Annotated in this window: 18 protein-coding genes; 9 read left to right on the top strand and 9 right to left on the bottom strand. The window is 66.8% G+C overall.

What is annotated here, in order from left to right; genetic code table 11:
• Positions 1-79: 79 nt before the first annotated feature.
• From gnd to dnaA, 3 genes are all read right to left on the bottom strand, one after another.
• Positions 80-958: a phosphogluconate dehydrogenase (NAD(+)-dependent, decarboxylating) gene (gnd, locus tag ACZ3IC_RS12230; protein ID WP_467415215.1), complete on the bottom strand. Its 879-nt coding sequence runs from the start codon at positions 956-958 to the stop codon at positions 80-82.
• Positions 959-1,089: 131 nt separating this feature from the next.
• Positions 1,090-2,220, bottom strand: a complete 1,131-nt coding sequence (gene dnaN / locus ACZ3IC_RS12225) for a DNA polymerase III subunit beta (protein ID WP_467415214.1) — start codon at positions 2,218-2,220, stop codon at positions 1,090-1,092.
• Between the two features lie 1,059 nt (positions 2,221-3,279).
• Positions 3,280-5,082 carry a chromosomal replication initiator protein DnaA gene (gene dnaA / locus ACZ3IC_RS12220; protein WP_467415212.1) on the bottom strand — a complete coding sequence of 601 codons (1,803 nt, stop codon included), beginning with the start codon at positions 5,080-5,082 and terminating at the stop codon, positions 3,280-3,282.
• A gap of 381 nt (positions 5,083-5,463) precedes the next feature.
• On the opposite strand from dnaA, the gene rpmH reads away from it, so the two are divergent.
• From rpmH to ACZ3IC_RS12175, 9 genes are all read left to right on the top strand, one after another.
• The gene (rpmH, locus tag ACZ3IC_RS12215) at positions 5,464-5,601 is read left to right on the top strand and encodes a 50S ribosomal protein L34 (RefSeq protein WP_030930485.1); all 138 of its coding nucleotides are present in this window, start codon (positions 5,464-5,466) and stop codon (positions 5,599-5,601) included.
• An 18-nt stretch (positions 5,602-5,619) separates the two neighbouring features.
• Positions 5,620-5,991 (top strand): ribonuclease P protein component, encoded by a 372-nt coding sequence (gene rnpA, locus ACZ3IC_RS12210; RefSeq protein ID WP_467415209.1) that lies wholly within the window; start codon positions 5,620-5,622, stop codon positions 5,989-5,991.
• Positions 5,988-6,347 (top strand): membrane protein insertion efficiency factor YidD, encoded by a 360-nt coding sequence (yidD, locus tag ACZ3IC_RS12205; RefSeq protein WP_467415207.1) that lies wholly within the window; start codon positions 5,988-5,990, stop codon positions 6,345-6,347. The genes rnpA and yidD overlap by 4 nt, the downstream gene beginning before the upstream one ends.
• 3 nt (positions 6,348-6,350) lie before the next feature.
• Positions 6,351-7,613, top strand: coding sequence for a membrane protein insertase YidC (gene yidC / locus ACZ3IC_RS12200; protein ID WP_467415205.1), 1,263 nt, complete (start codon positions 6,351-6,353; stop codon positions 7,611-7,613).
• Positions 7,614-7,627: 14 nt separating this feature from the next.
• Positions 7,628-8,137, top strand: a complete 510-nt coding sequence (locus ACZ3IC_RS12195; protein WP_114245516.1) for a Jag family protein — start codon at positions 7,628-7,630, stop codon at positions 8,135-8,137.
• 109 nt (positions 8,138-8,246) lie between these two features.
• On the top strand, positions 8,247-8,963 hold the full coding sequence (rsmG, locus tag ACZ3IC_RS12190; protein WP_467415202.1) for a 16S rRNA (guanine(527)-N(7))-methyltransferase RsmG: 717 nt from the start codon (positions 8,247-8,249) through the stop codon (positions 8,961-8,963).
• A gap of 292 nt (positions 8,964-9,255) precedes the next feature.
• Positions 9,256-10,332 carry a ParA family protein gene (locus tag ACZ3IC_RS12185; protein ID WP_467415424.1) on the top strand — a complete coding sequence of 359 codons (1,077 nt, stop codon included), beginning with the start codon at positions 9,256-9,258 and terminating at the stop codon, positions 10,330-10,332.
• On the top strand, positions 10,329-11,429 hold the full coding sequence (locus ACZ3IC_RS12180) for a ParB/RepB/Spo0J family partition protein (RefSeq protein WP_467415200.1): 1,101 nt from the start codon (positions 10,329-10,331) through the stop codon (positions 11,427-11,429). The genes ACZ3IC_RS12185 and ACZ3IC_RS12180 overlap by 4 nt, the downstream gene beginning before the upstream one ends.
• 310 nt (positions 11,430-11,739) lie before the next feature.
• Positions 11,740-12,357: a GNAT family N-acetyltransferase gene (locus tag ACZ3IC_RS12175; RefSeq protein WP_467415198.1), complete on the top strand. Its 618-nt coding sequence runs from the start codon at positions 11,740-11,742 to the stop codon at positions 12,355-12,357.
• Positions 12,358-12,440: 83 nt separating this feature from the next.
• On the opposite strand, the gene trxA is transcribed toward ACZ3IC_RS12175, so the two are convergent.
• From trxA to murJ, 6 genes are all read right to left on the bottom strand, one after another.
• A complete protein-coding gene (gene trxA, locus ACZ3IC_RS12170; protein WP_467415196.1) occupies positions 12,441-12,773 on the bottom strand; it encodes a thioredoxin in 333 nt (110 codons plus the stop codon).
• A gap of 44 nt (positions 12,774-12,817) precedes the next feature.
• Complete coding sequence (trxB, locus tag ACZ3IC_RS12165; protein ID WP_467415194.1) at positions 12,818-13,780, bottom strand: thioredoxin-disulfide reductase; 963 nt, start codon at positions 13,778-13,780, stop codon at positions 12,818-12,820.
• 134 nt (positions 13,781-13,914) lie between these two features.
• Positions 13,915-14,871 (bottom strand): anti-sigma factor, encoded by a 957-nt coding sequence (locus ACZ3IC_RS12160; RefSeq protein ID WP_467415191.1) that lies wholly within the window; start codon positions 14,869-14,871, stop codon positions 13,915-13,917.
• A complete protein-coding gene (gene sigM, locus ACZ3IC_RS12155) occupies positions 14,868-15,572 on the bottom strand; it encodes an RNA polymerase sigma factor SigM (RefSeq protein WP_467415188.1) in 705 nt (234 codons plus the stop codon). The genes ACZ3IC_RS12160 and sigM overlap by 4 nt, the downstream gene beginning before the upstream one ends.
• A gap of 171 nt (positions 15,573-15,743) precedes the next feature.
• Positions 15,744-17,462, bottom strand: a complete 1,719-nt coding sequence (locus tag ACZ3IC_RS12150; RefSeq protein WP_467415185.1) for a protein kinase family protein — start codon at positions 17,460-17,462, stop codon at positions 15,744-15,746.
• 128 nt (positions 17,463-17,590) lie between these two features.
• Positions 17,591-19,750, bottom strand: coding sequence for a murein biosynthesis integral membrane protein MurJ (gene murJ / locus ACZ3IC_RS12145; protein ID WP_467415184.1), 2,160 nt, complete (start codon positions 19,748-19,750; stop codon positions 17,591-17,593).
• Positions 19,751-19,765 lie beyond the last annotated feature (15 nt).

Raw genomic sequence — 19,765 nt, 5'->3', positions numbered from 1 at the left:
GACCTTCCCGGCTTCCTGCTCCGTGCTCCGTAGGTACGGGTCGGTCGGACACCCTGGCCCGGCCCGCTCCTCGTTGCGGTTACTTCTTGTTCTCGACCGCGTGGCCACCGAACTGGTTGCGCAGCGCGGCAATCATCTTCATCTGCGGGGAGTCGTCCTGCCGCGAGGCGAATCGCGCGAAGAGCGACGCCGTGATCGCGGGCAGCGGCACCGCGTTGTCGATCGCGGCCTCCACCGTCCAACGGCCCTCACCGGAGTCGGCGGCGAAACCACGGAGCTTGTCCAGGTGCTCGTCGTCGTCCAGTGCGTTGACCGCCAGGTCGAGCAGCCAGGAACGGATGACCGTGCCCTCCTGCCAGGACCGGAAGACCTCGCGCACATCGGTGACGGAGTCGACCTTCTCCAGGAGCTCCCAGCCCTCGGCGTAGGCCTGCATCATGGCGTACTCGATGCCGTTGTGGACCATCTTCGCGAAGTGGCCGGCGCCGACCTTGCCCGCGTGGACCGAACCGAAGTCACCCTCGGGCTTCAGCGCGTCGAAGATCGGCTGGACCTTCGCCACGTTCTCGGCGTCGCCGCCGTACATCAGCGCGTAGCCGTTTTCCAGGCCCCAAACACCGCCGGAGACACCGCAGTCCACGAAGCCGATGCCCTTGATGCCCAGCTCGACCGCGTGCTTCTCGTCGTCCGTCCAGCGGGAGTTCCCGCCGTCCACGACGATGTCACCGGGCGAGAGGAGCCCCGCCAGCTCATCGACGGTGGCCTGGGTCGGGGCGCCGGCCGGAACCATTACCCAGACGACCCGGGGGCCCTTCAGCTTGCCCACAAGCTCTTCCAGGCTGTCGACATCGGAGACGTCCGGATTGCGGTCGTAACCGATGACGGTGTGGCCTGCGCGGCGGATGCGCTCGCGCATGTTGCCGCCCATCTTGCCGAGGCCGACGAGACCGAGCTCCATCAGAGATTCCTTAAGCGTTGTGCCGATTCGTACCCACGACCGAGCCTACGCCCGGCCGGAGACAGACCGACGGGCATGCTCGGCGCTGAGCGTGCCCGTCGGGAACTGCCGGTGCAGAACCGATGGCCGGATCAGCCGGAGAGGCGGACCGGCATGATCAGGTACTTGTACGTTTCATCCGCCTCGGCATCCACGGCCGGGCGGCCGCTGAGCAGCGCAGGCTTGGTGGACGTCGTGAAGGAGAGCTGGGCGACCGGGGAGTCGATCGCGCTCAGCCCGTCCAGCAGGAAGGTCGGGTTGAAGGCGATCGAGATGTCGGCGCCCTCCAGCACCGCGTCGACCCGCTCCACAGCCTGTGCATCGTCGCTGGAACCAGCCTCCAGGATCAGCACACCCTGCTCGAAGCTGAGCCGCACCGGAGTGTTCCGCTCCGCGACGAGCGCCACACGCTTGACGGCCTCGACGAACGGAGCGGTCTCGATGACCGCGACCGAGTTGAACTCGGTGGGGAACAGCGTGCGGTACTTCGGCAGATCACCTTCGAGCAGCCGCGTGGTCGTACGCCGGCCCGCGCCCTCGAAACCGATCAGGCCCTCACCGGCACCCGAGCCGGACAGCGCCAGAGTCACCGTGTCACCGCTGGTCAGCGCCTTGGCGGTGTCCAGCAGCGTCTTGGCGGGCACCAGGGCGACCGCCGAGGCATCCGGGTTCTCCGGCTTCCACAGGAACTCGCGGACCGCGAAGCGGTAGCGGTCGGTGGAGGCCAGCGTGACCGTCTCGCCCTCGATCTCGATCCGCACACCGGTCAGGACCGGCAGCGTGTCGTCACGACCTGCGGCGATGGCGACCTGGGCGGCGGCCGAGGCGAAGACCTCACCGGGGACCGTGCCCGTCGCGGTCGGCATCTCAGGCAGTGCCGGGTACTCCTCCACAGGAAGGGTGTGGAGTGTGAATCGCGAGGAGCCGCACACCACCGTCGCCCGCACACCGTCTGTGGAAATCTCCACAGGGCGGTTGGGAAGGGCGCGGCAGATGTCGGCGAGCAGTCGGCCGGAGACCAGCACCGTGCCGTCCTCCTCGACCTCGGCGTCCACCGAGACCCGGGCCGAGACCTCGTAGTCGAAGCTGGAGAAGCTGAGGGCGCCGTCCTCAGCCTTCAGCAGAAGGCCCGCAAGAACGGGCGCCGGCGGACGGGCCGGGAGGCTACGGGCCACCCAGGCCACAGCCTCCGCGAGTACATCGCGCTCCACCCGGATCTTCACCGGAACCGCCTCCTGCTGTTGCTCGCTCGCCCTGCTGGCCTTCGTCGTCTGATCGGGCCTCCCACCGATGGCAGCGGGAGGACGCCGGGGACCAGTCTGACGTACGGCACCGACACTCGGTGCTGCTCGGGGTCAAGTCGCGACAAGAGGTCCGGAGAGCTTCGGCGCCGAGTTGTGCACAGGCCCCACTTTGAAGCGGATTCCGGGCTAACTCTAGGTGGCAGTAGTAGTAGGGCCTGTGGAAACCGTGGATAACGTCGTTTCCGCAGGTCAGGCTCAGTTTTTTGTCCACCGACCCTGTGGGTGGCACCGGTGGACAACCCGGCGCTTCTGTGGACACGCGAAAGTTCTGCACACCCGATGCACAGGGCAGGGGGGTTTCTCCCCAGGGCTGTCCCCAGCTTTACCCACGTTCCCCACAGCCCAACCGACCCTCCTGGTGTGACGCCTTTCACTCGGCGCAGTGAAGAGCGGTGTTGCGTTGCCGAACAGTGGACAGAGGTGTGGAGAAGCTCGAGAAAGCTGGGGACAACACGGGCCGGTCTGTGGGCTGCCGGTGGACAACATCAGCGGCTCCCTGTGGACGAATATTTTGTCCACAGGCTGTGGATGACTGTTGACCACAAATCCCCAGCCTCTTGACCTGGCCTGATGGAGTATCGGCAGTCGCCCCTGTGGAAGCAATATGGACAACTTTTGGATCCCCAGGCTGTGGAGGGGAAAATCTCCCCAGATCTGTGGAGAACGGACCGCCGACGCCGGGTATTCGAACACCGCGACTGCGTCAGGGCGTTGGAGGACGGCTTCGCAGGGGGTTTCGGAGCGGGCTTCGGTGGCCCTGCAAGGGGCTTTCGAGGCTTCGGGCGGGACCGGGGCGGGCTCCGGGCGGGCTTGGAGCGGGCTCCGGACGGCTGGGAAAGTTGCCCGGAGCGGCTTCCAGGTGTGTTTTGGAAAGGTCCCCGAGAGGGCTTTGGGCAACGAATAAGGGAGCCCGGGGAACCCTGTGCGGGTTCCCCGGGCTCCCTCCCGGCGCGTACGGAGCGGGGTGCCGGCGGCCCCTCAGCCGTTTTTGATGCGGTTGGTGAGCTCGGTGACCTGGTTGTAGATGGAGCGCCGCTCCGCCATCAGCGCGCGGATCTTCCGGTCCGCGTGCATCACCGTCGTATGGTCGCGGCCGCCGAACTGCGCACCGATCTTCGGCAGTGAGAGATCGGTCAGCTCCCGGCAGAGGTACATGGCGATCTGGCGGGCCGTCACCAGCACGCGGCTGCGCGAGGTTCCGCAGAGATCGTCCACCGTCAGTCCGAAGTAGTCCGCGGTCGCCGCCATGATGGCCGTCGCAGTGATCTCCGGAGCCGAGTCCTCGCCGCCCGGGATCAGATCCTTCAGCACATGCTCGGTCAGCCCGAGGTCCACCGGCTGACGGTTGAGGCTGGCGAAGGCCGTGACCCGGATCAGCGCCCCCTCCAACTCCCTGATGTTCCGGGAGATGCGGGAGGCGATGAATTCCAGGACCTCAGGCGGGGCGTTGAGCTGCTCCTGCACCGCCTTCTTACGGAGGATCGCGATCCGCGTCTCCAGTTCCGGCGGCTGTACATCCGTGGTCAGACCCCACTCGAAACGGTTCCGCAGCCGGTCCTCCAGGGTCACCAGCTGCTTGGGCGGCCGGTCCGAGGACAGCACGATCTGCTTGTTGGCGTTGTGGAGCGTATTGAAGGTGTGGAAGAACTCCTCCTGCGTCGACTCCTTGCTTGCCAGGAACTGGATGTCGTCGACGAGCAGGATGTCCACATCGCGGTAGCGCTTGCGGAAGGTGTCGCCCTTGCCGTCGCGGATCGAGTTGATGAACTCGTTGGTGAACTCCTCGGAGCTCACGTACCGGACCCGGGTGCCCGGGTAGAGGCTGCGGGCGTAGTGCCCGATGGCGTGCAGCAGGTGGGTCTTGCCGAGTCCGGACTCCCCGTAGACGAAGAGTGGGTTGTACGCCTTGGCGGGCGCTTCGGCGACCGCGACCGCTGCGGCGTGCGCGAATCGGTTGGACGCACCGATGACGAAGGTGTCGAAGAGGTACTTCGGATTCAGCCGGGCCGCCGGCTCGCCGGGGCCGGGTGTGGGGGCGGGCTGCGCGCCCATCGGCCCGGTGGCGCCACCGGGCCGTCCGGTGCCGGCGCCGCCCTGCCGGTGCTGGGAGTCCTGCATGTCGTGGCGCTCGGGGCGTTGTTGTTCGTAACCCTGGCGCTCGGGCGGCTGCGACCGGTAGTCGTGCTGCGGCTGCTGGGGGTGGCCGCCGGCGTACGGCTCGCGCCACTGCTCCACGGAGGTGTCGCGGTCCTGGAAACCGCCGAGCCGGGGCTGCTGCCAGGAGAGGTCCTCCTGGGTACGCGGCCACGCACCGGGGTCGGGGCGCTGCTGCTGGTAGTCGGGGTAGGCGGGACGGGCGGTCGGCATGCCGTCGTCCGTGGGCCGGTGTCCATATCCGTCGTACGCGTCGTTGTGCTGACGCTCATCGTGCTGCGGTCCCTGGTAGCGGTGCTGCTGAAGCTGCTGGGACTGGTGCATCGGAGGCGCGGGCGGGCTCGGGGGGTCGCCCGCGGAGTCGTCGACGGTGATCGCGATGCGGATCGGGCGGCCGCATTCGCGGCTCAGTGTCTCGCTGATGAGCGGCGCGAGCCGGCCTTCCAGGACGCGCTTGCCCCATTCATTGGGGACGGCGAGCAGTGCCGTGTCGGCGACCAGCGCGAGCGGCTGGCAGCGCTCGATCCACTGTTTGTCCTTGGGCTCGATGCCCTGCTGGCCCTCCCCGAGGAGTTGCTCCAGCACTCGTGGCCACACTGCGGCAAGATCGGCAGGTACGTCAGCCACAAGGCACGCTCTCTCGCTGGTCCCACGAATATGTGGTTCTCGGGACGGGATGGGTCGGGATGGGTGAGGACCGGCAGGCAGGAAGAAAAAGAACCGGAGTTCAGCCACGGTAGTCAGGCCGACCCGCGTGGTTCAAGTCGTTGTCCACAGCCTGTGCATAGTGGGGGGTGCTGTGGAGCCGGTTTGACCGGATGGCGTAGCCGCGCGTACCGTGACCAGGTCGAGTTGTCGATGGCTGCTGCCGCCTGCCTCCGATGGGCAAAGATCACGATCTGTGATTGTGAAGCGGTGCACTAGAGCGTTTACGCGAGTCTCTCGTGGGCGCACGGTGACAGCCAGGCGATGTCCCGCCAACACACGAGTCATTTCTGGAGCCCCCGAGTGAGCAAGCGCACCTTCCAGCCGAACAACCGTCGTCGCGCGAAGACCCACGGCTTCCGGCTGCGTATGCGCACCCGTGCCGGCCGCGCGATCCTCGCGTCCCGCCGTGGCAAGGGTCGCGCCAACCTGTCCGCCTGATCGCTTACAGGTCATGACGTGCTGCCTACCGAGAATCGGCTGAGGCGGCGCGAGGACTTCGCGACCGCAGTACGTCGAGGACGCCGGGCCGGCCGCCCGCTACTCGTCGTTCATCTACGCAGCGGTGCAACCGACCCGCACGTGACTGGGGAGAATGCTTCCCCGCCGCGTGCGGGTTTCGTTGTCAGCAAAGCTGTGGGTGGAGCGGTTGTGCGCACAGCGGTGAAGCGTAAGCTTCGCCACTTGGTCCGCGAACGGCTGGCGCTGCTGCCCCCCGGTAGCCTGGTTGTCGTACGAGCGCTGCCCGGAGCGGGCGACGCCGACCATGAACAGCTGGCCCGAGACCTGGACGCCGCTCTGCAGCGGCTGCTGGGAGGGGGCGCGCGATGAAGTACCCGCTGCTGGCTCTTATCAAGCTGTATCAGTGGACGATCAGCCCACTTCTCGGGCCTGTCTGCCGTTACTACCCGTCGTGTTCCCACTATGGATATACGGCGATCGACCGGCACGGAGCGATCAAGGGAACCGCGCTGACGGCTTGGCGCATCCTGAGGTGCAATCCGTGGTCACCCGGCGGCGTGGACCATGTTCCACCACGCAAACGTCCGCGCTGGCACGAGCTGCTGCGCAATGCCGTGCGCGGTGGCAAGGGCGGCGACTCCGCCGCTGATGTGCCTCCTCGGGGATCGGTCTCCGAACCCCCGAGCTCGGCCGCAGAGACTTCGCCCAATGCTCAAGGAGCCTGATTAGTGGACACGATTGCCAGTCTGTTCAGCGTTATCACCTGGCCTGTTTCATGGGTCATCGTCCAGTTCCACACGATGTACGGGGCGATCTTCGGCCCCGACACGGGGTGGGCCTGGGGCCTGTCCATCGTGTCCCTGGTGGTAATGATCCGGATTTGTCTGATCCCGCTTTTCGTCAAGCAGATCAAGTCGACCCGGAACATGCAGGTGCTCCAGCCGAAGATGAAGGCGATCCAGGAGCGCTACAAGAGCGACAAGCAGCGTCAGTCCGAAGAGATGATGAAGCTGTACAAGGAGACGGGTACCAACCCGCTCTCCTCGTGCCTTCCCATCCTGGCGCAGTCGCCGTTCTTCTTCGCCCTGTATCACGTGCTCTCGTCCATCGCCTCGGGCCAGACCATCGGTGTCATCGACCAGGCGCTGCTCGACAGCGCTCGTCAGGCACACATCTTCGGTGCTCCGCTCGCTGCCAAGTTCATGGACAGCGAAGAGAGGGTCCAGGCCCTCGGTGCTTCGCTGACCGATGTCCGGGTCGTCACAGCGGTCATGATCGTGTTGATGTCGGCGTCGCAGTTCTTCACCCAGCGCCAGCTGATGACGAAGAACGTCGACCTGACGGTCAAGACGCCGTACATGACGCAGCAGAAGATGCTGATGTACATCTTCCCGGTGATGTTCGCCGTCATGGGTATCAACTTCCCCGTCGGTGTCCTCGTCTACTGGCTGACCACCAACGTCTGGACCATGGGTCAGCAGATGTACGTGATCAACCAGAACCCGACTCCGGGCAGCAAGGCGCAGGACCAGTACCTGGGACGTCTGCTGAAGAGTGTCACCGCTCACGGTGAGGTTCGCGGCAGGACCCGGCGCAATACGGTCAAGCGGATCGTGTCCAAGGGCTCGGACCGCAATGACATCGAGCGGAAGTTCATCACGGGCCTGGCCAAGCTGGGCTTCGCCGCCCAGGAGGACGGCACGGTGATCAAGAGCGAGACGGCTCTTTCCGAGTCCGAGGGTGGTGCTGCGCAGAGGCGCCAGCAGCCCAAGCGCCAGACCAAGGCCCAGCGTCAAACCGGTGCCGCCCAGCAGACGGGGGCCAAGGACACCGATTCCACCGAGTCTGGATCCAAGACCTCCCTGCAGAAGGACGCATCGCAGGACGACAAGCCCAAGCCGGCGGGTAAGCCCGCGTCCGGCTCCTCACGCCAAGCCAAGTCCGGACAACGCAAGGGTCCGCAGCGGCCCAAGCACCCGTCCAAGAAGTAAGAAGGAGTCCATCCGTGACGGAAGGCACCACCTCCACGGCCGCTGAGGGCAGCGACACCCTGACCCGCCTCGAGCAGGAGGGTGAGATCGCAGCGGACTACCTTGAGGGCCTGCTCGACATCGCCGATCTCGACGGTGACATCGACATGGACGTCGAGGCGGACCGGGCCGCGGTCTCGATCATCAGCGATTCGGCACGTGATCTGCAGAAGCTCGTGGGCCGCGACGGTGAGGTGCTGGAGGCGCTCCAGGAGCTGACGCGGCTTGCTGTGCACCGGGAGACCGGTGACCGCAGTCGGCTGATGCTGGACATCGCGGGCTTCCGGGCCAAGAAGCGGGCTGAGCTCGCCGAGCTGGGTGCCAAGGCCGCGGACGAGGTCAAGAGCACTGGTGAGCCGGTGAAGCTGGACCCGATGACCCCGTTCGAACGCAAGGTTGTGCACGATGCGGTTGCGGCCGCTGGTCTGCGCAGCGAGTCCGAGGGCGAGGAGCCGCAGCGCTTCGTCGTCGTTCTCCCGGCCTGACCGGACCCTTGTTCTGTCGGCCCCGTCTGTTCGCAGGCGGGGCCGATCTTTGTCAGCCTGATAGTCAGCCATTCACAGTGCGTTAGTGCGGTATGGAAGGACGGTTCCCGTGACGGCGGAAGTAGAGCTTCCCCAGGCGCCCGAAGGGGCGCGGGCAGTTTTCGGTGAGTTCTTCCCGGAGGCTGTCCGGTACGCGGAACTGCTGGCCGATGCCGGGGTGAAGCGGGGGCTGATCGGTCCGCGTGAGGTGCCGCGGCTGTGGGAGCGGCATCTGCTGAACTGTGCGGTGCTCTCCGAGGTCGTGCCTGAGGGCGTCACGGTCTGCGATGTGGGCTCCGGCGCGGGCCTTCCGGGGATTCCGCTGGCGCTGGTGCGTCCGGATCTCAAGATCACCTTGCTGGAGCCCCTGCTGCGGCGGACGAATTTCCTCCAGGAAGTCGTCGAGCTGCTGGGGCTGAACCATGTGACGGTTGTGCGTGGTCGGGCCGAGGAGGTTCTGGGGACACTTCAGCCGGTTCACGTTGTGACGGCTCGGGCCGTGGCGCCGCTGGATCGGCTGGCGGGCTGGGGTGTTCCGCTGTTGCGTCCGTACGGAGAGATGCTGGCGCTCAAAGGCGATACCGCGGGGGAGGAGATCGCCGGCGCGCGTGCGGCCTTGAGTAAGCTCGGCGTGGTGGAGACCGAGGTCTTGCAGGTCGGAGAAGGCGTGGTCGATCCGATGTCCACGGTGGTGCGCGTGGTGGTCGGGGAGAGTCCGGGCGGTGTGAGGTTCGCCGCAAAGAGAGCCAAGGCCGCGAGGACGAGCCGCGCGAGACGTCGTCGCTGATGCGTTTGGCCACGCTGTGGAATCGACCGTTACATACGGTTCGAGCCATCTGTCGGTGATGGTCCCGGCAAGCGGTCATACGTACCCCACGCGGAGTGTCGTGCCCCTGTAGCTACGCTGCAGGGGCATCGTGTTTCACGTGAAACGTCGCTCTCTGCTGCATGGGATCATCAGCCGTGGTCGCGCGGCTGCCGCGCCGCAGCACCGCAGGCCCGTTAGGGCTACGGAGTTGTCCACAGAAGTGGATTCATCCACAGAAGAGCGGGCCTCGCTGGTTCACGACCCCGAAAGCATGGCAGGCTCTGTTCATTGTGAGCCTGAAGTCGAGGAGAGTGAATCCTTGCGGTCCGACGCCAACATCGCGGGACCGATGACCGATCCGGTCCCCGGTCCCCGAACCGAATCGGCGGGGGAGGGTGTTTCACGTGAAACACCGCCGCCGATGGACGACACACCCATCGGTCGCGCGGCCCAGCTGGCGGTCGAGGCCCTTGGCCGCGCCGGCGAGGGCCTGCCCCGTCCTGACCGGACGCGCGTCATGGTGGTGGCCAATCAGAAGGGCGGGGTGGGCAAGACGACCACGACGGTCAACCTTGCTGCCTCGCTTGCGCTTCATGGCGCACGCGTTCTGGTCGTCGACCTTGACCCGCAGGGGAACGCCTCTACGGCTTTGGGTATTGATCACCATGCCGAAGTCCCCTCCATCTATGACGTCCTGGTGGAGAGCAGGCCGCTCTCCGAGGTGGTTCAGCCTGTTCCGGATGTCGAAGGCCTCTTCTGCGCCCCCGCCACCATCGATCTCGCCGGTGCGGAGATCGAGCTGGTGTCGCTGGTGGCGCGTGAGAGTCGACTGCAGCGGGCGATCCAGGCGTATGAGCAGCCGCTGGACTACATTCTTATCGACTGCCCGCCTTCGCTCGGTCTGCTGACGGTCAATGCCATGGTCGCCGGTGCCGAGGTGCTGATCCCTATCCAGTGCGAGTACTACGCGCTGGAAGGGTTGGGGCAGTTGCTGCGCAATGTGGACCTGGTGCGGGGGCATCTCAATCCCGACCTTCATGTGTCGACGATTCTGCTCACCATGTACGACGGCAGGACCAGGCTCGCTTCGCAGGTCGCGGAGGAGGTGCGCAGCCACTTCGGCAAGGAGGTGCTGCGGACGAGCATTCCGCGGTCGGTGCGGATCTCGGAGGCACCGAGCTATGGGCAGACCGTGCTGACCTACGACCCGGGTTCGAGCGGGTCGCTGTCCTACCTCGAAGCGGCGCGTGAGATCGCCCTGCGGGGTGTCGGGGTGCAGTACGAGGCCCAGCATGCCCACACGGGCAGTGGGAACAGCCAGCAGAGCATTTCGGAGGGGATTCAGTGAGTGAGCGTCGAAGAGGGTTGGGGCGTGGGCTAGGTGCCCTGATCCCCGCCGCTCCGCAGGAGAAGCAGGTGCCGTCCACGGGGGTGGGTTCGGCCTCTCCCGGGGCGAGTCCTGTCATGACGGCAGAGCGGGGAGTGGCCGCCGCGAAGGTGGCTACTCTTGCGGCTGCTCCGGTGGTGCCGGAGCCGAGTGGGCCGGTTTTGGAGCCCGAGGCGGCCGCAGTGTCGGCGGGAGCTGCCGGGGCGTACTTTGCCGAGGTTCTTCTCGGCTCGATCACCCCGAATCCTCGTCAGCCCCGTGAGGTGTTTGACGAGGACGCACTTGCCGAGTTGGTGACCTCCATCAAGGAGGTGGGTCTTCTTCAGCCCGTTGTGGTGCGGAAGACGGGTCCGGAGCGCTATGAGCTCATCATGGGTGAGCGGCGCTGGAGGGCCTGCCGTGAGGCGGGTCTGGAGCGTATTCCGGCCATCGTCCGGGCCACGGACGACGAGAAGCTACTGCTGGACGCGCTCCTGGAAAATCTTCACCGGGCTCAGCTGAACCCATTGGAAGAGGCAGCCGCGTACGACCAGCTGCTCAAGGACTTCAAGTGCACGCATGACCAGTTGGCCGACCGGATCGGGCGTTCCCGCCCGCAGGTGTCCAACACGCTGCGACTGCTGAGGCTGTCGCCTCCGGTGCAGCGGAGGGTCGCGGCCGGGGTGCTGTCGGCCGGTCATGCACGGGCGCTGCTGTCCGTGGACGACTCGGAGGAGCAGGACAGGCTGGCACATCGCATTGTCGCCGAGGGGCTGTCGGTGCGTGCGGTCGAAGAAATTGTGACCCTCATGGGCTCCAGTCCCACGAACACTGCCAAGGCCAAGGGGCCGCGGGCCGGCGGCCGGGTGTCGCCTGCGCTGTCCGATCTTGCCTCCCGGCTCTCGGACCGCTTCGAGACCAGGGTGAAGGTCGACCTCGGCCAGAAGAAGGGAAAGATCGTCGTCGAGTTCGCATCGATGGAGGATCTGGACCGCATTCTCGGCAGCCTGGCACCGGGTGAGGGGCGCGTGCTGGATCGGGCACCCTCTGAGGACCCTGCCGAGGGCGACGACGGCTGACCTCCGTCGGACGGGCTGTGGGGCGGGTTGTGTTCGGGTGGATGCCTGGACACAACCCGCCCTTTTGCTTTCTCTCGGTGTCAGCTTTATCTCTGGGTGGATACGATGCGTTCTGGTATGGCACATCCGTCTTGGGCCACCTCGGTGGAGGGAGGGCCATGCGATCAGTGAGTCGCAGCCGACTGGTGACAGTAGGGCTGGGCCTGGGCCTGGGGGCTGTCGGAGGGTTCGTCGGCAGCCTGCTCCTCAAACGGAGTGCACTGACTGTCGCACGCGATGCGGCGGGCGAAGGAAGCGAGGAACAGCCTTCATGGGGCGTCGGCTCGTACCGCTCACACTGGACAACCTTTCCGATCTCCCCAGACGTTGCCGCTCGTGTGTCTTCTGGGAGCTTGATCCGGTCAGCGGGGAAGCTGCGGTAAAGGCAGGAAGACCCGAGCTGGAGAAAGAGGCATGGATCTCGGCCGTTCTGCTGGAGTGGGGATCGTGCGGCCGCGTCGTCTATGTCGACGATGTGCCGGCGGGCTTCGTTCTCTATGCGCCACCGGCTTACGTACCGCGCTCGACGGCCTTTCCGACGAGCCCGGTCTCCCCCGATGCCGTGCAGTTGATGACTGCCTGGATCGTGCCTGGATACCAGGGGCAGGGGCTGGGCCGGGTCATGGTGCAGACAGTTGCCAAGGATCTGCTGCGTCGGGGATTCAAGGCGATCGAAGCTTTCGGGGACGCCCGGTGGAAGGAGCCCGCCTGTGTGCTTCCCGCAGATCATCTACTGGCGGTGGGCTTCAAGACCGTACGGCCGCATCCCGTTCATCCGCGGCTGAGACTGGAACTGCGTACGACGCTCTCCTGGAAGGAAGACGTCGAGCTGGCACTGGACCGGCTCCTGGGTGCCGTCCAGAAGGAGCCGGCGCTGCGGCCGCTGTGATCCGAGTACACGTGCAACATGAAACGGGTCCATCCCCTCGAGGGGATGGACCCGTTTCACGTGAAACAGATAGGACCACGGTCCTACTGGCCGATGAAGCCTTCGAGGTCGCGGAGGATTGCGGCCTTCGGCTTGGCGCCGACGATGGTCTTGGCGACCTCGCCGCCCTGGTAGACGTTCAGCGTCGGGATGGACATGACGCCGTACTTGGCAGCCGTGCCCGGGTTCTCGTCGATGTTGAGCTTGACGATCTCGATCTGGTCGCCGTGCTCAGCAGCGATGGCCTCCAGGGACGGGGCGATCTGGCGACACGGACCGCACCAGGCGGCCCAGAAGTCCACCAGCACAGGCTTGTCGCTCTTCAGGACGACCTCGTCGAAGGAGTCGTCGGTCACGTTCTTCAGGGCGCCGGCCACGGCGACCTCCTTAACTTCTTGGGGTGTGGGGTGAGAGGCGTGGATCAGACGGTGGCCGCAGCCGCCTTCTCTTCGTCGGCGAGCGCAGCGAGGAAGCGCTCGGCGTCGAGAGCGGCCGAGCAGCCCGTGCCGGCAGCGGTGATGGCCTGCCGGTAGGTGTGGTCGACGACGTCACCGGCGCCAAAGACACCGGTGAGGTTGGTGTGCGTCGAGGGAGCTTCGACCTTGAGGTAGCCCTCGTCGTCGAGGTCGAGCTGGCCCTTGAAGAGCTCGGTGCGCGGGTCGTGGCCCACCGCGATGAACAGGCCGGTCACGGCGAGCTCGGACGTCTCGCCGGTCTTGGTGTTCCGAAGGGTCAAGCCGGACAGCTTCTGCTCGCCGTGAACTGCGGCAACCTCGCTGTCCCAGGCGAACTTGATCTTCGGGTCGGCGAAGGCGCGGTCCTGCATGGCCTTGGAGGCACGCAGCGAGTCGCGGCGGTGGACGATGGTGACCGACTTGGCGAAGCGCGAAAGGAAGGTCGCCTCCTCCATCGCGGTGTCGCCGCCGCCGACCACGGCGATGTCCTGGTCCTTGAAAAAGAAGCCGTCACAGGTGGCGCACCAGGAGACGCCGCGTCCGGAGAGGGCGTCCTCGTTGGGCAGACCGAGCTTGCGGTGCTGGGAGCCGGTCGTCACGATGACCGCCTTGGCGCGGTGCACCGTGCCGGCAGTGTCGGTGACCGTCTTGATGTCTCCAGCGAGGTTCACGGAGACGACATCGTCGGGGACGAGCTCGGCGCCGAAGCGTTCGGCCTGGGCACGCATGTTGTCCATGAGCTCGGGGCCCATGATCCCGTCCTGGAAGCCCGGGAAGTTCTCCACGTCGGTGGTGTTCATCAGCGCGCCACCGGCGGTGACGGCGCCCTCGAACACCAGCGGCTTCAGTGAGGCGCGTGCGGTGTAAAGAGCGGCCGTGTAGCCCGCGGGGCCGGAGCCGATGATGATCACATTACGGACGTCGCTCACGGGTTTCTTCCTCGTCTCTGCAGACTGCCTACTGTCCACGCCTACTGGGGCCGGTTCAACGACTCTCACCCCACCCAACGGATCCTACGGGGGATGCATTCCCGACCGTGCCGGGGCGGGGTGCGGGGCGATTCTCAGGGGCGCGCGTAGGTGCGGGTGAGAAGTAGCTTCCCCTTGGCGGCGGGCTTTTCCCGGATGCAGGCCGCGTCGACGACATATGCCTGGACGCGGGTCGCTTCGGAGGGGTGCGGCAGGACGACGAGGAACGCATCCGTGCCTTCGTACGTGCCTTCTTCGACGGCGAGGGCCGCAGTGTTCCGCCCGATGCCCCGCTCCACACAGAGTGGGATGGACACGGTGGGTGCGCGCAATGGCGTTCGCGGTGACTCGGAGGCGGGAGTGTCGCTCTTGGGCGTCGGCTCCGTCGCGACGGAGGGTGCCTGCTTCTGAGCGCCGACACCGTCCGAACTCGACGGCTTCGTGCCGGCGCTCAGAAGGAGCGTCTGTACCCGGTCTTCGAGTGTGGACTCCGAGAAGGCTGCTGCGTCTTTTGCCGCGGAGCTGGAGCCGCGGTCCGCCGCCTTGAGGCTGGCGGCCTCCTGGGACGGCTGGACGCTCTGCAGGATGAAGACGCTCACACCGACCACGGCTGCACCGAGAGCGGTGCCGAGCACGATTGCGCGGCGGCGGCGGCGGCGCCGGGCCGGTCGGCGGCCAGGGCCGGTGGTGGTCCTGGGGTGTCCTGCGGGACGGTCCGGGTGACTGGATCCTGCGTCCGGTTTCTGCGCGATGGAAAGTTCTGTTTCACGTGAAACATGCGCCGGGCCATCGGGTACCGCGGTGCTGAGAGCTTCTGCGGCGAGTGCAGCGTCGATGCGGCCTGCGATGTCGTCGGGCATGTGCTGTGGCGCAGGCACAGTGCCGAGGAGTTCGCGGATCTCTATGAGGGATGCATGGACATCACCGCAGAGTTCGCACTTGTCCACATGGCCGCGTACCTCTGCCGCACGTGACGGCGGGAGGAGCTCTTCCGTGAGGTCGGAGATCTCCGAGACATCCGGGTGCTGGGTCGTGTCGGTCGTTGATGTCATGCGCGCCCACCTCCGCCCTTCACTGCAGCAGGATCGCTTGTACTGGCGTCCCTCGGCCCCGATGCGGGTGGGACGGATGCGCGCGGCGTCGGGTTCCTTCCCGCAGCGGGTTCCGCGGCTTCTGCGCCCTCACTGCGTAAATGTGTGAGCAGAGGAGCCAGCCGGGACCGGCCCCGGGCACAGCGGCTCTTCACAGTGCCTGTCGGTACATCGAGGATGCGTGCCGCCTCGGCCACGGGGTAGCCCTGCATGTCCACGAGGACAAGTGCGGCACGTTGCTCGGCGGGGAGGGTTGCGAGTGCGGCCAGGAGCTCGCGGTGCAGATCCTGGCGCTCCGCCGGTGCCTCCGCGGACTCATGGGGCTCAAGGAGCTGCTCGAATCGTTCGGTGTCATCGACCGGTGAGGTCTTGCGAGTGGCTGCCTTGCGGACCCGGTCGAGGCAGGCATTGACGGTGATGCGGTGCAGCCAGGTGGTGACGGCGGATTGACCGCGGAAGGTGTGAGCGGCCCGGAAGGCGGAGACCAGGGCGTCCTGGACGGCGTCGGCGGCTTCCTCGCGGTCGCCCAGGGTCCGTAGTGCCACGGCCCACAGCCGGTCGCGGTGGCGTCGTACGAGCTCGCCGAAGGCGTCGGGTTCACCGGCCACATGGCGAGCGAGGAGGTCTGAGTCGCTGAGTGGTTCTGACGGCTCGGCGGCCACCTCCCCTCCCTCCCTCTTTCTGCGTCAAGGTGCGTCTGTCTATCACGATTCGAGTGAGCAGGGGCAGAGGGCAGAAGATGCACAGTCCGGCGTGGGGATGCGATCGACTGAGCAGGTCGGGCCGGTTGCGCGAAAGGCCGGTGGGAGGGGGCTTCCCACCGGCCGTCTCCGTCAGCTGAGTACGGAGATCTCCGAGATTCCGCCCCGGTAGCCGTCGGCTGTTCCGTCCGATGGCAGTTCGGTGACATGGATCAGGATGTAGCGGGTCCGTACGGGCTTGTCCAAGGTCGTCTTCAGATCGCTCCCCACGGTTCCGAGCTTCGTGAGGCGCTGAGGGAAGTCCGCGAGGGACGACGGGGCGGAGGCGCCGGCATCGGCTGCGAGCACTTCGGCCTTCTGCCCGCTGCGGTACATCTTGGCCTTGATGCCGGCGACGTCCTGAACGCTGCCCAGATCGACGACTATGCCGCTGCCGTCCCTGCGGGGGGCGAGGTTGCCGAAGTTCGCGTAGCCCTCGTAGCGGTAAGTGATCCAGGCGGTACTCGCATCGCCGTCGATGGCCTTAGGTGCGTCTTCCGGCTTCATTCCCGAACCACTGGGCATGAACTCCGTCGCATCGGCGATCCGCAGCGGCTTGAGCGGGGCCGGGGCCCTGTTGTCGCCGTTCTTCGGGGTGGTCTGTGTGGTGTCGTCGCTCCCCGAGTCGTTGCGGCGGTCGAGGAGCGTCTCGGCGAGTTGCCAGCTGCCGAGGCCCAGTGCGGCGATGAGCAGCGCGGACACCGCCCACTTGAGGACCTTGCCGGTGCGGCTCTGGAGCGGGGCCGGGGGTACGGCGATCACGGGCTGAGGGGCGGCGCCGGGGCCTGTGGGCGGGCGTCCGTAGGTGCCTTGCTGGTACGTCGTGCGCTGGTACTCCGGGGGCGCTGTGAAGGCGGGCTCCGGAGGGCGGATGCGGGGCATCGCGGCAACGGCCTTGGCCAGCTCGTCCGGGGTGGTGCACGGCTGCTCCTGCCGGGAGGCAGTGGCGCCGTCATTGACGAGTGCACGCATGGCGAGCTCGGAAAGGCCGCGGTGGACGCCGGCCCGCACCTGGTCGGGGGCGATCAGCCCCACTTCCTTGGGCAGCCCGGACAGGCCGTAGGCGTCGGTCTCGTACGGCCAGCGCTGGGTCAGCGCGGCGTAGAGCAGGGCGCCGATCGCCTCGGTGTCCGCACGCTGCGGACCGTCGGCGGTGATACCGCGCAGGGCGGCGTTCACCGCAAGGCCACGGATCCGGTACTGCCCGGTCGAGCTTCGCAGCACCGCCCCCGGGGTGAGCCTGAGATGCGCGAGACCTTCTCGATGTGCGGCTGCCATGGCCTGGGAGACCTGGCTGACGAGCTGGTACGCGTCATGTGCGTCCATCGGACCCGCGGCCAGCAGAGAAGTGAGCTCGGTGGCGTCGGGGAGCCATTCATGGACGACATAGACGAGGTCGTCCTCTTCCACCGCGTCGAGTACCTGCACGAAGCGTGGGTCGCCGAGCAGTGCGGAGGATCGGGCGGCGGCCAGCACGGAGCGGGCCCGGGGGTGGTCGGCGGGGAGCAGATGGACGCCCACCGCGCGGCGCAGTTTCTCGTCGACAGCGCGCCAGCTGCTGAATCCGTCCAGACGGGTGACGCACTCTTCGAGCCGGTAGCGTCTGGCCAGTTTGTGCCCGCTGTGCAGATCAGGCGTCGGCAGGGCGGTCTCGGTGCTGATGCGCTCACCGTCCGTGTTCTGCGGCTTTGTGCCCGTTGTGTCCTGAGCTTCTGCCGTCCCGTCGGTCGTGGCCTCGTCCGCCTTGGCGGCCAGCGGTTCATCACCGCTGTTGTCGGCCACGTCGACGGCAGCCGTGCTACGTTCCGCCACCGTCGTTCCTGCCTCCCCATCCGTTGCGCGATGCCAGCCAGCTCTGCACAGTCACGCCAATTGTGCCCACACTCCGGCGCTATGCACGACACGCAAAGGGCGGTGATGGTTGTGCGGGCCAGTGATCCTCAGCGCCCGAGCCGTCCTCGGACCATGCCGACCATGCCGTTGATCTCTTCGATCCGCATCCTCTTGGCGGCTACGAAGAAAACGCCCAGCAGAACGGCCCCGCCGCAGATCAGCGCGACGAGTGACCCGAAGGCGTCTTCGCCGAGGCCGTGGAGAACAGCGAAGCCGACGCCGCCGCCGAGCACCGCTGCCGGGATGGCGGCCAGGCACAGACGGGCGTAGGTGCGTACGACACGGGCGCCATCCAGATCGCCGCCCAGCCGGTTCCGCAGCCGTCGCCAGGCGATGCCCACGCCGACGGCGTAGGCGAGTCCATAGGAGGCGGCCATGCCGACCACGGCCCACTGGGCCGGCAGAACCACGTAGCAGAGGGCCGAAGCGGCCGCGTTGACCGCGGCGACGATGACCGTGTTGTAGAAGGGCGTCCGGGTGTCCTCGTAGGCGTAGAAGCCTCGCAGCACCACGTACTGCACGGAGTACGGGATCAGACCGAGACCGAATGCCATGAGGATGAAGCCCATGGAGCGGGCGGCTTCGGTGCCCGCGGAGGCGTACAGAAGGGTGCACATCGGCAGGCCGAGAGCGAGGAACATGAAGGCCACCGGCACGATCGCCACGGCCGAGTTCCGCAGTCCCTGAGAGATGTCGTCGCGGACGGCGCCCGGGTCGTTGTCGTGGGCGGCGCGGGAGATGCGGGGCAGCAGGGCCGCCATGACCGACACGGTGATGATCGCCTGCGGCATGCCCCAGATGAGCTGGGCGTTGGAGTACGCGAGGATGCCGGTGCCGTCCTTGCCGGACAGCTCGCCCGCCGATGTCGCGAGCTGGGTGACGACGAGCACACCTGCCTGGTTGGCCAGGACGAACAGGACGGTCCACTTGGCCAGCTTGATCGTCTTGCCGAGCCCGTGCCCTTTCCAGTCGAAGCGCGGGCGGAAACGGAATCCGGCCTCACGCAGATACGGGATCATGGCCAGGGCTTGGACGACCAGACCGAGCAGCGTGCCGATGCCCAGGAGTCGGACGCCCTCCGGCGGGATCGTCTCGACCCCCATCTGGGACTCGGCGGAAGTGCCGTAGACCCAGATGAACATGCCGAACGTGAAGATCATGACGATGTTGTTGAGGACCGGGGTCCACATCATCGCGCCGAACCTGCCGCGGGCATTGAGAATCTGCCCCATCACGACATGCACGCCCATGAAGAAGATGGTCGGCAGGCAGTACCGCGCGAATGTCACGGCGACGCTGTTGGCCGCCTCGTGCCTGGCGATCGTCGGCGACATCATGTGGATCAGCAACGGAGCGGCGAACACCGAGATCGCGACAATCACACCGAGCGCGACCATCACGAGAGTCAGCAGGCGGTTGGCGTAGGCCTCGCCGCCGTCCTCGTCTTCCTTCATGGATCGCACGAGCTGGGGAACGAAGACCGAGTTCAGCCCGCCACCGACGGTGAGGATGTAGATCATCGTCGGCAGCGTGTACGCGATGGTGAAACTGTCGCCGAGTAGTGCCGCACCGAGCGCCGCGGTGATCACGAGGCTGCGGACGAATCCGGTGAGCCGGGACACGAGCGTGCCGGCTGCCATCACCGCGCTGGACTTCAGCAGGCCGGAGGCCCGGCCGCCGGACTTGGGCGGTGCGGGCGCCGGGACCGGTTCGGGCTGGGGCGGAACGGGGGAGGATCCTGTCGGGCCCTCCTGGTCCCGGAACAGGTGCGCGAAGGCATCCGGCTGATCGTGGTCCTGGGACGCCTGGCTGACGAGATCGTCCACCCCGACGAACTGGGTGGTCGCCGGGTCATCGCCGTACGGCAGGTGCCGGGACGGGCCGTCGGGCTCGGGAGGCGGGGTCTGTGCCCAGATACGCGGATCGGGTGCGTACTGCGCCGCGGGCGGCTGCTGGTAGAGCGGGTGGGGCTGCTGGTAGGTGCCAGGGGGTGGCGGCGGGTGCGCGGCGCGGTCGTACAGCGCCTCGGCCACCGGGTCCTGGAGGGACAGATCCTGGGCCCGGTAGGGATCGTGGTCGTACGCGGCCTGCAGATACGGATCGGGCACCGGCGGAACGCGGCCAGGTCCGGGAGGCATCGTGGGCCCGCCGGAAGACCCGGCTCCGTCCGCACCCTGACCGCGGTCACCGTCGTACGGCGCGTTCATCGAAACCCCACCTCA

The sequence above is a fragment of the Streptomyces sp. NPDC002958 genome (genome assembly GCF_055563255.1).
The sequence above is the reverse complement of the archived record's forward strand: the minus strand, read 5'-3'. Positions and strand labels throughout refer to the sequence as shown.

What these genes read in the sequence shown, in the direction of transcription:
- ACZ3IC_RS12160 (WP_467415191.1), bottom strand. Translation starts at nt 14,871, where the DNA reads ATGACATCAACGACCGACACGACCCAGCACCCGGATGTCTCGGAGATC.
- murJ (WP_467415184.1), bottom strand. Translation starts at nt 19,750, where the DNA reads ATGAACGCGCCGTACGACGGTGACCGCGGTCAGGGTGCGGACGGAGCC.
- ACZ3IC_RS12185 (WP_467415424.1), top strand. Translation starts at nt 9,256, where the DNA reads ATGGCAGGCTCTGTTCATTGTGAGCCTGAAGTCGAGGAGAGTGAATCC.
- ACZ3IC_RS12175 (WP_467415198.1), top strand. Translation starts at nt 11,740, where the DNA reads ATGGGGCGTCGGCTCGTACCGCTCACACTGGACAACCTTTCCGATCTC.
- yidD (WP_467415207.1), top strand. Translation starts at nt 5,988, where the DNA reads ATGAAGTACCCGCTGCTGGCTCTTATCAAGCTGTATCAGTGGACGATC.
- gnd (WP_467415215.1), bottom strand. Translation starts at nt 958, where the DNA reads ATGGAGCTCGGTCTCGTCGGCCTCGGCAAGATGGGCGGCAACATGCGC.